The organism is Rufibacter radiotolerans (genome assembly GCF_001078055.1).
Lineage (GTDB): Bacteria > Bacteroidota > Bacteroidia > Cytophagales > Hymenobacteraceae > Nibribacter > Nibribacter radiotolerans.
In genome coordinates this window covers 2,784,167-2,798,736 of the sequence record NZ_CP010777.1, presented here as the reverse complement: position 1 = coordinate 2,798,736, position 14,570 = coordinate 2,784,167, and the positions used below count along the sequence as shown (strand labels likewise).

The 14,570-nt window shown below is 53.1% G+C and carries 13 protein-coding genes; 6 read left to right on the top strand and 7 right to left on the bottom strand.

Annotation, left to right across the window (positions count from 1 at the left end; all coding sequences use genetic code 11):
• Positions 1 to 128 precede the first annotated feature (128 nt).
• Positions 129 to 2,225: a M13 family metallopeptidase gene (locus TH63_RS11635; RefSeq protein ID WP_053093794.1), complete on the top strand. Its 2,097-nt coding sequence runs from the start codon at positions 129 to 131 to the stop codon at positions 2,223 to 2,225.
• Positions 2,226 to 2,852: 627 nt separating this feature from the next.
• Here the strand turns inward: TH63_RS11635 and TH63_RS11630 are convergent.
• A complete protein-coding gene (locus TH63_RS11630; protein WP_197088549.1) occupies positions 2,853 to 3,617 on the bottom strand; it encodes a peptidylprolyl isomerase in 765 nt (254 codons plus the stop codon).
• Between the two features lie 284 nt (positions 3,618 to 3,901).
• Between TH63_RS11630 and TH63_RS11625 the strand changes: the two genes are divergently transcribed.
• A complete protein-coding gene (locus TH63_RS11625; RefSeq protein WP_048921087.1) occupies positions 3,902 to 5,119 on the top strand; it encodes a S8 family peptidase in 1,218 nt (405 codons plus the stop codon).
• A 95-nt stretch (positions 5,120 to 5,214) separates the two neighbouring features.
• On the opposite strand, the gene xseB is transcribed toward TH63_RS11625, so the two are convergent.
• Positions 5,215 to 5,430 carry an exodeoxyribonuclease VII small subunit gene (xseB, locus tag TH63_RS11620; RefSeq protein ID WP_048921086.1) on the bottom strand — a complete coding sequence of 72 codons (216 nt, stop codon included), beginning with the start codon at positions 5,428 to 5,430 and terminating at the stop codon, positions 5,215 to 5,217.
• A 53-nt stretch (positions 5,431 to 5,483) separates the two neighbouring features.
• Positions 5,484 to 7,064 carry an exodeoxyribonuclease VII large subunit gene (xseA, locus tag TH63_RS19830; RefSeq protein ID WP_053093792.1) on the bottom strand — a complete coding sequence of 527 codons (1,581 nt, stop codon included), beginning with the start codon at positions 7,062 to 7,064 and terminating at the stop codon, positions 5,484 to 5,486.
• 622 nt (positions 7,065 to 7,686) lie between these two features.
• On the opposite strand from xseA, the gene TH63_RS11610 reads away from it, so the two are divergent.
• The 4 genes from TH63_RS11610 to TH63_RS11595 all read left to right on the top strand — a co-directional run bounded on the left by TH63_RS11610 (position 7,687) and on the right by TH63_RS11595 (position 10,998).
• Positions 7,687 to 8,517, top strand: coding sequence for an MOSC domain-containing protein (locus TH63_RS11610; RefSeq protein WP_048921085.1), 831 nt, complete (start codon positions 7,687 to 7,689; stop codon positions 8,515 to 8,517).
• A gap of 186 nt (positions 8,518 to 8,703) precedes the next feature.
• Positions 8,704 to 8,961: a hypothetical protein gene (locus tag TH63_RS11605; RefSeq protein ID WP_048921084.1), complete on the top strand. Its 258-nt coding sequence runs from the start codon at positions 8,704 to 8,706 to the stop codon at positions 8,959 to 8,961.
• Positions 8,962 to 9,081: 120 nt separating this feature from the next.
• Positions 9,082 to 10,452, top strand: a complete 1,371-nt coding sequence (locus TH63_RS11600) for a M23 family metallopeptidase (RefSeq protein ID WP_076606647.1) — start codon at positions 9,082 to 9,084, stop codon at positions 10,450 to 10,452.
• Between the two features lie 108 nt (positions 10,453 to 10,560).
• Positions 10,561 to 10,998 carry a hypothetical protein gene (locus TH63_RS11595; protein ID WP_048921083.1) on the top strand — a complete coding sequence of 146 codons (438 nt, stop codon included), beginning with the start codon at positions 10,561 to 10,563 and terminating at the stop codon, positions 10,996 to 10,998.
• 3 nt (positions 10,999 to 11,001) lie between these two features.
• Here TH63_RS11595 and TH63_RS11590 read toward each other — a convergent pair whose 3' ends face one another.
• The 4 genes from TH63_RS11590 to TH63_RS11575 all read right to left on the bottom strand — a co-directional run bounded on the left by TH63_RS11590 (position 11,002) and on the right by TH63_RS11575 (position 14,270).
• Positions 11,002 to 11,685 (bottom strand): hypothetical protein, encoded by a 684-nt coding sequence (locus TH63_RS11590; protein ID WP_076606473.1) that lies wholly within the window; start codon positions 11,683 to 11,685, stop codon positions 11,002 to 11,004.
• A gap of 226 nt (positions 11,686 to 11,911) precedes the next feature.
• On the bottom strand, positions 11,912 to 12,526 hold the full coding sequence (locus TH63_RS11585; protein WP_048921081.1) for a deoxynucleoside kinase: 615 nt from the start codon (positions 12,524 to 12,526) through the stop codon (positions 11,912 to 11,914).
• A gap of 107 nt (positions 12,527 to 12,633) precedes the next feature.
• Complete coding sequence (locus tag TH63_RS11580) at positions 12,634 to 13,611, bottom strand: zinc dependent phospholipase C family protein (protein WP_048921080.1); 978 nt, start codon at positions 13,609 to 13,611, stop codon at positions 12,634 to 12,636.
• Between the two features lie 122 nt (positions 13,612 to 13,733).
• Positions 13,734 to 14,270, bottom strand: a complete 537-nt coding sequence (locus TH63_RS11575) for a GNAT family N-acetyltransferase (RefSeq protein ID WP_048921079.1) — start codon at positions 14,268 to 14,270, stop codon at positions 13,734 to 13,736.
• Between the last annotated feature and the right edge of the window lie 300 nt (positions 14,271 to 14,570).

The following is a 14,570-nucleotide window of genomic DNA, read 5'->3' as shown; positions in this document are numbered from 1 at the left end:
AACCTCTCTAGTTGCCTGAAACAAACGTGTGTTTGCTTTTTGGTGGTAGTTTCTCTATTTTGAGTTATTGTTTGCTAAGCCCATTAAAGAGAATGGGTGCTGAACTTACTTTTTAACTAAAACATACTATGAACAAAACCCAAATACTTTGGCTGGCCTCCGCCCTGAGCGGGGTAGTGGTAGCAGGTTGTTCTAAACCTGCCGCAGCTCCCCAGGTGGCCACCACCACAGAGACGCCGGCCGTCAGCCAGTCTGAGACCTTGGTTGCCGGGGTAGGGCTGAACATGGACAACTTGAACCGCAGCGTTTCACCGTGTGAAGACTTTAACCAGTTCGCCAATGGCGGATGGTTGAAAAACAACCCGGTTCCGGCCGCCGAGAGCCGCTGGGGCAGTTTCAATGAATTGCGCGACAACAACAACGCCGCCCTGCGCGCGGTGGTGAACGCGGCTATGGCCCAGACAACCGCCGCCAAAGGCTCTACCGCCCAAATGGTAGGTGATTTCTACGCCGCCGGCATGGACTCTATGGCCATTGAGAAAGCGGGCCTTTCACCGCTTAAACCGGAGTTGGACCGCATCAACGCCATCAAAGACCGCAACACCCTGCTGCAGACCCTGGCCCGCCAGAAGCAGATGGGCAGCGGTGCCTTGTTCGGGTTTGGAGTGAGCCAGGACCGCAAGAACAGCACCCAGCATATCGCCAACATCCGGCAGGGAGGCTTGGGCCTGCCAGACCGTGACTACTACCTGAAAACCGATGCCCGCTCCAAGAGCGTGAAGGCCGAGTACCAGAACCACGTGGCGCGCATGTTTCAGCTCATGGGTGATTCTGAGGCTAAGGCCAAACAGAACGCCGCCAAAGTAGTGGAGATGGAAACCCGTCTGGCCAACGCCTCTATGACCCGCGTGCAGCAGCGTGATCCCTACGCCACCTACAATAAAATGACCGTGGCCGAGGTGCAGAAACTGGCGCCCAACTTCAACTGGACTTCGCTTTTAAGCAACATGAAAGCCCAGGCCGCTAAAGAGATCATTGTAGGTCAGCCGGAGTTCTTCAAGGAAGCTAACCGCATGCTGGCCACCGTGCCGGTGTCAGACTGGAAAACCTACCTGCGCTGGCACCTGGTGCGCGGCACCGCCCCGTATCTGTCGCAGCCGTTTGTGCAGGAGAACTTTAATTTCTACAGCAAGTTTTTGAACGGTACCAAGGAAATGCAGCCGCGCTGGAAGCGGGTGCTGGGCACTACCGACGGCACCATCGGCGAAGCCCTGGGCCAGGAATACGTGAAGAAAACCTTTACGCCGGAAGCCAAGGCCAAAGCACTGGAGATGGTGAACAACCTGCGCGCCGCCTTCCAGGAGCACGTGAAAAACCTGGACTGGATGAGCGAAGACACCAAGAAGCAGGCCATGGCCAAGCTCAATGCCTTTGCCGTGAAGATTGGCTACCCAGACAAATGGAAAGACTATACAGGCCTGACCATTTCCCGCGACTCGTATGTGAAAAACATGCTGGACGCCGCCCAATGGAACTACAACAAGAACGTGGCTAAGCTGGGCCAGCCCGTAGATCGCACCGAATGGGGCATGACGCCACCCACGGTAAACGCCTACTACAGCCCTACCATGAACGAGATCGTGTTCCCGGCCGGTATTCTGCAGCCTCCGTTCTTTGACCCCAAAGCCGATGATGCCGTGAACTACGGGGGTATGGGCGCCGTGATTGGCCATGAACTGACCCACGGGTTTGACGACCAGGGCAGCCAGTATGACCCAACCGGGAACCTGCGTGACTGGTGGACCGCCGAAGACAAAGCCAAATTCAAACAGCGCACCGATATGGTAGACCGCCAGTACAGCGCCTTCCAGCCTCTGGACAGCGTGTTCGTGAACGGCAAATTGACCATGGGTGAGAATATAGCCGATATTGGGGGCTTGAACATTGCCTTCAGTGCCCTGCAGAAAGCCATTGCCAACAAGAACGTGGGCAAGTTTGACGGCTTCACGCCTGAGCAGCGCTTCTTCCTGGCCTGGGCCCAGATCTGGCGGAACAACTCCACCGACGATGCCCTGCGCCAGCAAGTCCTCACCGACCCGCACTCTCCGGCCGCCTTCCGGATTAACGGACCGCTGTCTAACATGCCGCAATTCTACAAAGCCTTCGGCTGTGGCCCGGGCAATAAGATGTACCGCCCAGACGCTGAGCGTGTGCACATCTGGTAAAACCTGTTTTCAGCCCGTTTTACCCAAAACATGCCAAAAACGCACCTCAATATTGGGGTGCGTTTTTTGTTTTTACCTCTGAGGGAGGGAAAGAATATACACCAAAATCAGTGTTCCCATTAGGTAGGGGCAATCCCTTGTGGTTGCCCTGTCACGTTTGCTACCATATTAGGGCTGCCCCTTCCCTCTGCCCGCCGGGCGATAAAGGCCTTGCAACGTCACCACCATCAAACCACTCACCTGCCTTGGACCTTGCGGGGGGCCGCCGCGCGTAGCCCGAAGCATGGGCAGGGGCAAGCAACGGCGTAACAAACAGTAATGGCGTAAGCTCCCTACGCAGTAGAGGACGGTTGCCCGGTGGTACCGCGTGGAAGCCCCGCCTGTCTGAGCGGCAGCGAGTTCGGGGCTTCTTGATTCTTTTGGTTACTTTTCTCATCAAGGAGAAAAGTGACAGACGCCAGCCGGGCGAAGGGAAGAAAGGAGTTGAGAGGGAATGGTTAAGCAGTAAGAACTAAAAGAAGATAGACCACCAGTAGAGGTCGTTGGTGAGAACACCAACAACGGCGGGAAGTGTTAATTGGCTATCTGCTTAAAGGCAAGAAGTAAGAATAGTTGAATCTGAAACGACTACCTGACCACCCTTACCTTCATGCCAATATCCTTAAGAGGCCATTTCTGGTCATCAACCGGTACGGCCGCAATGCTGTCCACAACGGCCATGCCTTCTATCACCTCTCCGAAGATAGTAAAGGTCTGGTCCAGGTTGGGGGCGCCGCCCTGGGTACGGTACACTTGTTTTTGCGCCGGGGTTAGGTTTAGCTTGAATTCTTTAATGTTGGCCTGCAGCTCATAGTCGGGGAGGGGGTGGCCTTGCACAATATAGAAGTCGCGGTTAGAAGACATCCGTTCCGGGTTTTCCGCATCGCCGTAGCGCGCCATGCCCACGGCCCCGCGCTTATGGAAGTAATGCGGCCGTATCTCCGCCGGAATGCGGTAGGTGCCAATCTTGACCGTCTGGGACTCTGACCGCCCGCCCTGGATCATAAAGTCCTTCTCTACTCTAAAGAATACCGTCTGGTCAAAGAAACCGTAAGAAGCCAGCCGCACAAAGTTGGCCCGGTGCAGGGGCGTGTCTTTGTATAACTTGATCTTGATATCGCCTTTGGGCGTGCTAAGCAACACCAGCGTGTCATTGGGGTGCGCCTGCGCATAGGCGGCCAGGGTGTCTGGGGCAGTTTGTTGGGTGAGGAGCGCAGGCACGGGTGGGCCCGCCGGTTGCTGCTCAACGGGTGGCGCAGACTGCTTGCTTTGGCAACTGACCAGCGCTGCGGCCATGCTCGCAATAAGGAAAAGTCTGGCAGGAGCAGTGGGGGAAAAAGCGCGTAATGACATACAAAACCAATGAAATGAACGAAGGGTAAACCTAGAAGATGCCTGCTGTAATCGCAAGTACATGGCCTTATGCCTTTCCGTTATCTCAAAATTTTTCAGGGTTGGTAGAAAAAGATTGCGCTTCCATAAATATATGAATATTCTATATTAGATAGAATTATACGAATAAAATAATAGAAAGATTCATAGACATGCTCTTGTGATGCTAAAAAGAATCCTCTATATTGGATTACATTTAGTATCATTTGTATTCTTTCCTTTCATCTCTAAACCAACAGACTGTTATGTTTTACAAGTACCTACAAGTAACCCCGTCTAAGTTGTTATTGGGAGCAGCGGTAATCGCTTCCTCTTGTGTTTTCCAGAGCTGCGAAAAGGTAGAAGACGCCGCGCAGCCCGAGGAAGTAGTGGGCCAATCTAACGTTGGAGAAATCATTGCTGGTCAGTACATAGTGGTATTGAAGAAAGAAGGTGGTCCACGAGTGCCAGAAAACGCTTCTTATTCAGAAAGGGTACGGCAGGTTCGTGCTTTTGGCCAGCAGATGCTGCGGGAACGGGGACTTAACCCAAACGCCCTGGAGCATGCCTACGGGAAAGCTGTGCAGGGTTTCGCGGTAAGCTTGTCTGAGGACGAGGTGGAAAAACTACGCAAAGATGGCCGCGTAGCCTACGTGGAGCCAGATAAAATCATAAGCCTGGGCAAACCCGGGGGAGGAGGCACTACCCAGCCTGCCCAGGTAATTCCCTACGGGATAAGCCGGGTAGGTTACGGAGATGCCACCGGCAAAACCGCTTGGGTTATTGACACGGGAATTGACCTGGACCACCCAGACTTAAACGTGAATTCTGCGCGCAGCCGTACCTTTATCACCAGCGGCCCAGATGCGGAAACGCCGGACGACGGAAACGGGCACGGCTCCCACGTGGCGGGTACCATTGCCGCTAAAAATAACACCATTGGCGTAGTGGGAGTTGCTTTCAATGCTACCGTGGTGGCCGTAAAAGTGCTGAACTCCCGCGGAAGCGGCTCTACTTCTGGCGTAGTGGCTGGTATTGATTATGTGGCTGCCAGCGGGAAAGCCGGCGACGTGGCTAACATGAGCCTGGGGGGCGGAGTGTCCACAACCCTTGACAATGCCGTGATCAATGCAGCGAAAGGAGGAATTATTTTCTGCCTGGCTGCCGGCAATGAAACCGATAATGCCAACAACCATTCTCCGGCCCGGGCCAACGGGGTGAACGTATATACCATCTCGGCCATGAACAACACAGATAACTGGGCTTCTTTCTCCAACTATGGTAACCCGCCGGTTGACTACTGCGCCCCAGGCGTAAGCATAAAATCTACCTGGAAAGACGGCGCCTACAACACCATCAGCGGAACCTCCATGGCCACGCCGCACGCGGCCGGCGTCATGCTACTGACTGGCGGACGGCCTACCACCAGTGGTACTGTGATTGGCGACCCAGACGGGAAGCCTGACCCTATTATCCATAAATAGAAAAAATCCCACCTAAAACAGAAGGCCGCCCCTGAAATTCAGAGGCGGCCTTCTGTTTTATGGCCGTTTTAGCCAAATGGGGCTCAAAACAGAGTTTACTCCGCTTTGGGGTCCTCGCAGTTAATGTCCTGGAACACCTGGTTGATGGCGTCTTCGGCGGTGCGGAGTTTCTGTTTGCAGAGTTTGATGAGCTCAGAGGAGCGCTGCACTTTCTGGGTAAGCTCGTCTACGTCCACATCATCGTTCTCAATGGCTTTGAGTATGGTTTCCAGTTCCTGGGTGGCTTGCTTATAGGTTAAATTAGGGGTCATGGCTGGGTTGGTTTTAATGGTTATAAAATGCCTGGAGTTTGGGTTCCGGGCGCTTATTCAAAAAGGTCTGGTTGTTCGGTTTTGGTTACTTTGCTGTGCACGCTGCCGGCAAGCAGACGGGTCTTAAGCTGGTCGCCGGGTTTCACCTGGTCCAGGGATCTCAAAAGTTTCCCGTTGACGTAGGTGAGTGTGTAGCCGCGCATGAGCATGATTTCGGGGTCATGGGACCGCACGTCCATCTCTACCAGTTGCAGTTGGTGGGCTTTGATCTGAAGGTGGTCTTTACTGCCGTAGAGCAGGCGTTGCTGGTTTTTCTGGAACAACAACTGCGCTTTCTGAATGCGTTGCTTGGCCACCATCTGCAGACAATGCTCCACGTGCGTGACTTTGCGCTGGCCGGTCTCCATTTTTTTCAGGCTACTGCTTTCCAGGTGCTGGGAGAACTGCTGCTGTCTTGACTCCTTGGCCCGAAGAACCTGCTGCACGGCGTGGGTCAACCGTAGCTCCTCGCACATGACATGCCGTTGCTCCTGGGTAAGGTATTTCTGGGGCTTGTCTGACAGGGTGCGGGTCTGGCACTCCAGTTGGTGCTGGCGGGTGAGCAGGAAATGGTTGGTACGTTGCTGCACCTGGGCCGCCAGCAGGGCAATGCGCCGTTCCTGAGCCATGGCCAGCGTAGTAGCGGCATCCTTTATCTCCAGAAATACCGCTTCCATGTTAGATTCAAACTCGTTCAGTCGGTCTACCAAAAAGGCGGCTACGGCGGTAGGCGTTTTTAGGGGCGTATGGGCCACCAGGTCGGTCACAGATTCATCGCGCTCATGGCCAATACCGGTAAGCACGGGCAAGGGCATCTGGGCCACCGCCGAAGCCAGGTCATAATGGTCAAAGCACAGCAGATCGGTCTGGGAGCCTCCGCCCCTGATGATAATGACCGCGTCAAAGGCCTGGCGCTGCAGGGTTACTCTGGATAAAGCCGCCTTGATAGACGAAACCGCTTCCGCACCTTGCACGCTGGCCTCAAAAAGGGTGAGGGCGAAGGCGTAGCCGAAGGGGTTGTGCGCCAGCTGGGCCACAAAATCCTGGTAGCCGGCGGCGGTAGGCGATGAGATCACAGCCAGCCGTTGCGGTACCAGGGGCAGGGTCTGCTTTTGGTTGAGGTTCAGGAGGCCTTCGGTCTCCAAGCGCGTAATGGTTTCCTGCCGTTGCCGGGCCAGATCGCCTAAGGTATACGTAGGGTCAATGTCATGAATGTCCAGGCTGAAGCCGTACAGCTCATGGAACCTGGGGCTGGCATTGAACAGGATCTTTAGCCCTGCTCTTAAAGGGTGGCCGGTCTGCGCCTCAAAATACTGGGCAATCTCCGTGTACTGGCGTTTCCAGATGGTGCCGCGGGCCTGGGCGGTGAGGGTGCTTTTGGCGCCGGGTTCTTTGTCGGTGAGGGTGAGGTAGCAGTGGCCACTTTGGTGGTGCACCCGGGCCTCAGAGATCTCGGCAATGATCCAGTAGCGGTGGGGCAGAGCATTCTCAATTTCCTCGCGCAGCCTCCGGTTAAACTCATAGAGCGTAAGCGGACGGTTAGTGCTAACCGTTAGCGATATCTCTTCGCGAAAACTCTGAAAATATGTCCCCATTCCGTGCGCTCCTCTTAAATTTCAGTCTCCTAAAATTACGGTTTTTACCATTGGCGCCAAGTGTTTGCGTAAAATTTTAGCAAAGTTGCCGCTGCCTGCTTTCTGGCCTTTCTAAAGTATGTAATCTGGAGTCTTTCTGCCTTTCTCAGGTAAGTGTTTGTGCTAAAAGTAATTAGCGCTTAGCGATTGAGACTGTTGTGGTTAGCAGGCTTAGCTAATCGGGTATGTATAGGAAAAGTTGAATTTAAGCCGGTTCCTGAAAACAGACTTCAGGTCCTTGCTTTCTTCTTTCATTTTCCGCTAGGCGGAGTTGTTTATGGCCTCTAGTTTAAGCCTGTTTCCAGAAAAACGGGCTTAAAACGGAAATTTGCTAAAGACCTTACAGGCCACTTTGGGAAAGGTTTGCCTAATAAATACCGGAAATACCCTTCTTGCAGGAGTTTGCCAGGAACGCAGAAAAAAGGGTAGAAGCCCAGGAGAGGTGGAAGTGTTAGAAGAACTTTAGGTTTAATAGGCTTTTTTTGATGAATTTATTATTAAAGTGCAAATCCTTCTGCAGGTGCTTCGCGTTTTAAGAATCATTCCTACCTTTGGTAAGCCACGCTCTTCAGTTTAAGCATTTATGTTAACGTTAGTACTTAGTGAAATCTACATTTACCCTATAAAATCATTGGGCGGCATCTCTTTGACTTCGGCTCAGGTAGAGGAAAGGGGTTTGCAATATGACCGCCGGTGGATGCTGATAGACGAGAGTGGCGTTTTCCTGACCCAGCGCAAGATTGCCGAGATGGCCCTACTAAAGGTAAGTCTCACCCCCGATGGGCTGGAGGTAAGGCACACCGCCAAAGAAATGGAACCGCTGCTGGTGCCGTATGAATCTGACAGCACCCGCTCTACCTTGGTAACGGTGTGGGAAGATATTTGCTTTGCCTACATTGTGAGCAACCAGGCCAATGCCTGGTTCTCTGAAGCCCTGGGCATGAATTGCCGCCTGGTGTACATGCCAGAGAACTCCATTAGGTTAGTAGACCCCAACTACGCCCGCCATAATGAGAAAGTGAGTTTTGCAGATGGGTACCCTTTCCTGATCATCGGGCAGGAGTCTCTCAATGATTTGAACAGCCGGCTGGCGGAGCCGGTGCCTATGAACCGGTTCAGGCCTACGTTTGTGTTCACGGGGGGCTTGCCCTACGCCGAGGAAAAATGGAAGACCTTTAAGATAGGCAACGTGCTGTTCTACGGCGCTAAGCCCTGCGGCCGCTGCAATGTCACCACCATAGACCAAACCACTGCCCAGGCCGGGCAGGAACCGCTCAAAACCCTATCTGAGTACCGCAAGCAAGGCAACAAAGTGATGTTCGGGATGAACCTGCTGGGCTTGTCTACCGGTACGGTTTCGGTGGGGGACCCCATTGTGGTGATGGAAGCCGCCCCGGTAACCCAGGAAGAGTAATCTTCCTTTCTTCGTTTTGGGGCCGTTTTCAGAAAATCAGGCTTAAAACAGAATCCTTTAGTAGGAGCTTCCTGTTATCTTTTGCCTTTAGGGTTTCTTTCTTTACAGCGGACTAGATTAGTACGGCTTGCTGCCTCTTGGTTTTCTTCGCCTATCCGCCTACCTTCATCCTTACAATTTGCACCTATGTCACAACACACTAAATATCTGGTCACCACCACAGACGGGCAGGAGTTTGACCTTACCTTCGCCAAAGAGCTGCGCAGCAACAACCTATTCCCTTTTGGGCTACATAATTACGCTATTTACAGAACCCCTGAGGGCGTGTATGTGAAAGGCACCAACTCGGGCAATGACAAACTCATGCTGGACCAGTATGAGGTCATGGAAGAAGGGGCGGCCCAGGCATACAAACACCCCCATTACAGAATAGAAGAGGAATAACCACTAGTGTTGGAAAGGGCCGTTATTCCTTTTCTGTTTCTTTTGCGTACAACATAACCCGCCTGCCCTGGATAAACTTTATTCAAGGCAGGCGGGTTTATTATGGAAAGAAACTGTAGCATGCATTCCACCAATTTTTATAGAGCCTTTTCCTCTCTTTTGCTGGCCCTAGGGCTGGTGCTGTTTTTGGCCCTGCCCGGGTGTAGCCCCAAGAATACGTTCAAGGCCGTGTTCAAAAAGCAGAGCCCTTATGAGAAATACCGGGCCGGCCTCAAAGACGCTAAACTGGACCAGACGGCCTTAGGCCAGCAATGGGTAGCGGCCGGGGAACAAGCCCTGCAGAAACCCGTGCCCGTAACGCTCCCCTTCAAAGAGACCGGCTATTTCCCGGCAAATAAACCCATGGCGGCCAGTTACCAGTTCAAGGTGCAGCGCGGGCAGAAAGTGGCGGTAAAAGTACAGACCCAGGGCCAAGAGGTGCCGCAGGTGTTCATTGATCTTTTTGAAGCCAATCCAGACAACGCCGCCCAACCCAAACAGGTGGCGTACGCCGATACCACGGCCCAAAGCCTGGACTATGAGATAGAGGAAGACCTGCCGCATTTGCTTCGGGTGCAGCCCGAGCTCCTGCGCAGCGGCCAGTACACTGTCACCATTGAAACGCAGCCCACGCTGGCCTTTCCGGTGCAGGGCAAGGACAGCAGGGCGGTGCAGAGCTTCTGGGGCGCAGAGCGCGATGCCGGGGCCCGGAAGCACGAAGGCGTAGATATCTTCGCGGCCCGCCTTACCCCCGTGGTGGCAGCGGTAGAGGGAGTAGTGACCCGGGTGAACGTGACGCCCATTGGCGGAAAAGTGGTCTGGCTCTCTGACCTGAAGCGCCAGCAGAGTTTGTATTACGCCCACCTGGACAGCCAACTGGTACAGCCCGGGCAACGCGTGGCAGTGGGTGATGTCCTGGGCCTGATGGGCAACACCGGCAACGCCATCACCACGGCCCCGCACCTGCACTTTGGTATCTACCGATTCGGCGAGGGCGCCGTAGACCCGTACCCTTTTGTATACCAGGACCGCACCAAACCCACGGCCTTGAAAGTAGATGAGAAAAAACTGGGCAGTTGGGCCCGGGTGGCCAAGTCTAATGTGGCCCTTCGGGAGTCTCCCGCCTCCTCGGCTAACAGCCTGCTCACGCTGCCGCTGCACACCCCACTGCAGGTACTGGCCGGATCTGCCACCTGGTACCGGGTACAGCTGCCAGACGGCCAGCAAGGCTACGTGACGGCTTCCTTGGTAGAGTCCTTAGACAAGCCCCTGCAGGCCGTTCGCCTGACCAGGCCGGCCGACCTGCTGGACGCCTCCTCAGAAAAGGCCTCTTCCCGTAAAAGCCTGCCCGCCGATACCACCGTGCGGGTGTTGGCCAGGCAGGAAGGTTACTGGCTGGTGAAAGACGCGCATGGCACCATCGGCTGGGTATCTGAGGACGCGGCGCGTTAAAGTCAGGGAAGGCAGGGAACATTCGGCCTGTGGGCGCGTAACCCTATGATTAGGCCTTTAGAGGTCTGGCAAAGTTTCTCCCGGGCTCTTTCATTTAACGTATCATGTATGGCCACGCATTGGGTTATTAGCAATACACATTCCCAGGTCTCCATGGAGTACCAGCAGGAGCATGACTGCATCTACATAAAGTGGGAAGGTCATATTTCTGCGGAAAACGTGGTGGAAGTGGCCGAGAAATACCTGACGCTGCAGCGGGTGATGCGCTGCCCCAAACTGTTGAATGACAAAAGAGACGTCACCGGCGACTGGGAAGAGGCCAATGACTGGCTGCAGTATGAATGGTTGCCGCAGGTGCTGGAAACGGGCCTACAGTATTTCGCCTTTGTGCTGCCCCGTGATCTGCATGACCTGGCTACCGCCCAGGACCTGGAACGCCGCTTAGCCAATACCATAAAAGTGGGGCTGTTCTATGACGCGGGCACGGCAGAGCAGTGGCTAGACTCTTTTGAGTCCAGTTCCTCCCTAAGCCAAAAAACGGGCTAAGCTTTATTGGGCCCCGTCCTTCTTAAACTCCTTTAAAAGGTCTTTGGCATCTTTGCCGGTTTCCAGGGTGAGGTACTCGGCCTGTAAGGATTTTATCTTGAGTTTGTCTTTGCCCGGAATCTGGGCTTCCACCTGGTCTTTCTTAAGGTTCAGTTGCCGGTAAATCTCATCTACGTAATCCCAGTCAGAGGCGGTCCAGGAGGCGCGGCGGGCGCGAACGTTCTGCACAAACTGGGTGTAGATCTCCCGCATCTGGGCGGCGGTCCAGTTGCTTTCCAGGGCATTGGCGGCCCCAAACAGCTCCTGCTCAAAACGTGCTAGGGTTTCTGGGTGCAACGGCACCTGGCTTCGCTGCTGATTACGGGTTTCCCAGTTCTCAAACCGGCGTCTCAGTTCCTTGTATTCGGCTTTTGATTCTTTAGACAGGCTGTCTGCCCGTTCTTCCAGCTGGGCGCTGCGCTGCTTGAATTCCTCTTTTACCTCGGGCCAATTTTGGGCAGTAGTGCTGTCTGCCTTATTGGTTTTCTCGTCTACCCATTCCCTGAATTCCGCCAGGTCTTTCTCTGCCCGGGTACGGGGTTGGTTCTCTGGGTTTTGGTTAGTAGGGGAGGTGCGCTCACAGGCCATGCTGCCCAGAAGCAGGAACAGAGTGGCGGCCCCCAAAGTCTTAAACGAACGAAGATCCATAACGTGTTTTTCCTTTGCATACGGAATTCCCGGGCCAGGGATAAACTACTTTGCGGAGGAGGTTTCGGGCTGGCTTTCCTGAAGGATGGGTGGCCCTATTTTCAATCACCTGCCCAGGGTTAAAGAAAGAGGAAAGGCGCTAAAGGAGAAACCCGTTTTGGGCCCGTTTTTAAGAAAACGGGCCCAAAACGGGTTTCGTAATTTTATTGCAAGGGAAAGGTTAGGCCTAAAACAAGCCGAACAGTTCAATGTTGATCCGGTCAATGATCAGCCCCAGGTCCTCAGGGTTCTGCACAAAGTCCATGTTGTTCACGTCAATCACCAGTAGTTTGCCGTGGTGGTAACCCGAGATCCATTGCTCATAGTGCTCGTTCAGGTTCTTAAGGTAAGAAAGCGAGATGTTCTCCTCGTAGTCCCGCCCTCTTTTCTGGATCTGGCCAATGAGCTTGGGTAAATCTGCCTTCAGGTAGACCAGCAGGTCTGGGGCCTTAACCATGTTGGTCATGGACTGGAACAGATTGAAGTAGTTCTGGAAATCACGGTCACTCATCATGCCCGACTGGTGCAGGTTCTTGGCGAAGATGTAGGCGTCTTCATAAATGGTGCGGTCCTGTACTACGCCGGCGGTGCGCTCATTTATTTTAAGGACCTGGTTAAACCGGCTGTTCAGGAAGAAGACCTGCAGGTGAAAAGCCCACCGAGGCATGTCTTCATAGAAATCTTTGAGATAGGGGTTGTCATCTACAGCCTCCAAAAAAACTTCCCATTTAAAATGCTGGGCCAGCTTGGTGGCCAGGGTGGTTTTGCCGGCACCAATGTTGCCTACTACTGCAATATGCATGTGTTCTGTCTGGTCTTTTAGAATGCGGACGACAAAAGTACAGGATTCACCTCAGATTATCCGCAGGCAGCCAGATGATAGCGAGAAAAAACAGGAGAAATTACGGCTTAGGCAAAAGGCTCTTTTACCCAGTCCACCACGTTCATAAGGGAGATCCTTATTCTGGTGAGCAGGAGGTCTTTTTCTTGTAGGTTTCCTTTTTTCCAGGCCATTTGCTCCTGCTTCATTTGCTTTTGCTCTTCCTTGGTGCGCGGGGTGAGCAGCATTTGGTCCAGGTCTGGCTTGCCGCCGTCTACCCAGCAGGTGTACCAGAAAGAAGCCGTTTGGGTGGCCGCCTCGCGCATTCTGTCCTGCACCATGTTGCCCAACGCCTGGTGGTAGGCCGTGGCGAAGGCGTCTGTATGGGTGAGGCGTTTCTGGCCGTTGCGGGTTACTTCAATAAATTTTGTGTCAGGGGTAAAGTCTTTGCTTACCTTTTTCTCAATGGCCAGCAGGTCTGGCACCAGTTTGTGCGAGGCTCTAATCACTTTCCAGATTTCCTGCTCCGGGTTGGCCACATAGCGGGCTTTGTCATGGCGCAGGTTGTAGTTGGCCAGGTGCTGCTCGGGCAGTTTAGATTCCCAAAGGCTGTGCAGACCGTCTTGCCCGGTCAGGTGACCGTCATGGTTCACGGTGGTGTGCAACGGCACGTGCGCATCTTGTATATAATGGGCCAGATCTGCGGAATAATAGAGAATGCTGTCGGTGTCTTTGCGGTAGAAGGCCCTGGTCAGGTTTTCCTTCATCTTAAGCACGTACCACGGCACTACGCCATATTTGGTGAGGGTGTCTGCGCTATACTTGGCTGTTGCCGGAACCCAGGCCTGGGGCATTTCATGCACGGCGTGCGGGCCAAAGGCATCAATATCAATGAAATGGCGGGGAGCCTCGGTGGGGTCTGTCTGGCGGCGCTCATCAGGCCGCACCGAGTTGTCTACCAGCGTGGCCATATGCCGGTGGTAAAAAGATTGCATTGCGGTGGGCAGGGCATAAATAGCAAGCTGCTGAATGACCTTGTGGCCAAAGAAACCCCAGCTGTACCCCATACCTGAAAATGTAAGAACAATACCAAGTATTAGTAGAACTTTACGCATGTACAAGTAGTTTAGTAAACCGCAGTATTTTACAAAAATAGCAAAATTATGTACACGCCCAAGTCCTACTTTTATTACCCGGCTTTATTTTCAGGCGATGTTACAATTAAGCACATAATGTAGTCATTCAAGGTGAAAGGGCCAAAAGGAATATCAATTTTTTGTAATATTTTAAAACCCTGTTTTAAATAAAAGTCCTTTGCGGGGTTTTCGCGGTGCACGTTTAACTCCAATTTTTTTCCGCCGGATTGTTTTACCCGTTGTGTCACTTCTTCAAGAAGTAGCCGGCCGTACCCACGCCCCTGGAAGTGGGGGTGAATGTACAGCTTGTTAAGTTTGTACCGTTGCTCCTCTGCATTGAGGCAGGAGTAGGCGGCAAATGCCGAAGGCTGATCATCTGTACACAGCAACAGGAAGGTCTGGCCCTCCAGCATCTGCTGCTGAAGGGCGTCAATGGTGTAGAGTTGCTCCAGCATGTACTCAATCTGCTCCCTGGCCAGAATGGACGAATACGTAGGGTGCCAGGTGGCAAAGGCCAGTTCCTGGATGGGGGTGGGGTTGGTAGTGGGTTGTATGGAAACTGTGCTAGCGGAAGAAGTTGAAGAAGACATAGTTACGGGTTATAGGCAGGAAAGTAGATTTTGTAGGTGTTTATACTATTCCTGTAAAATGTTGATTTATTTTTTTGCTAATGGTTGTTAGTATTTCTATCTTTAGTATCTAAGCAAATTTTAGTAAGAGGTAAATTAACGAACTAAACCCCCAAGTGCGTGGAAAAAATTTACACTGTATTACAATCTTCTCTTATGCTTGGCCTGATGTTAGGGATTCTCCTTTTGGGGAAACCTACGCAGGCAGACAAAGCTATTAACCGCCAAAGCGCTGCTTTAGAGCCCCAGCGGAATTGGGAA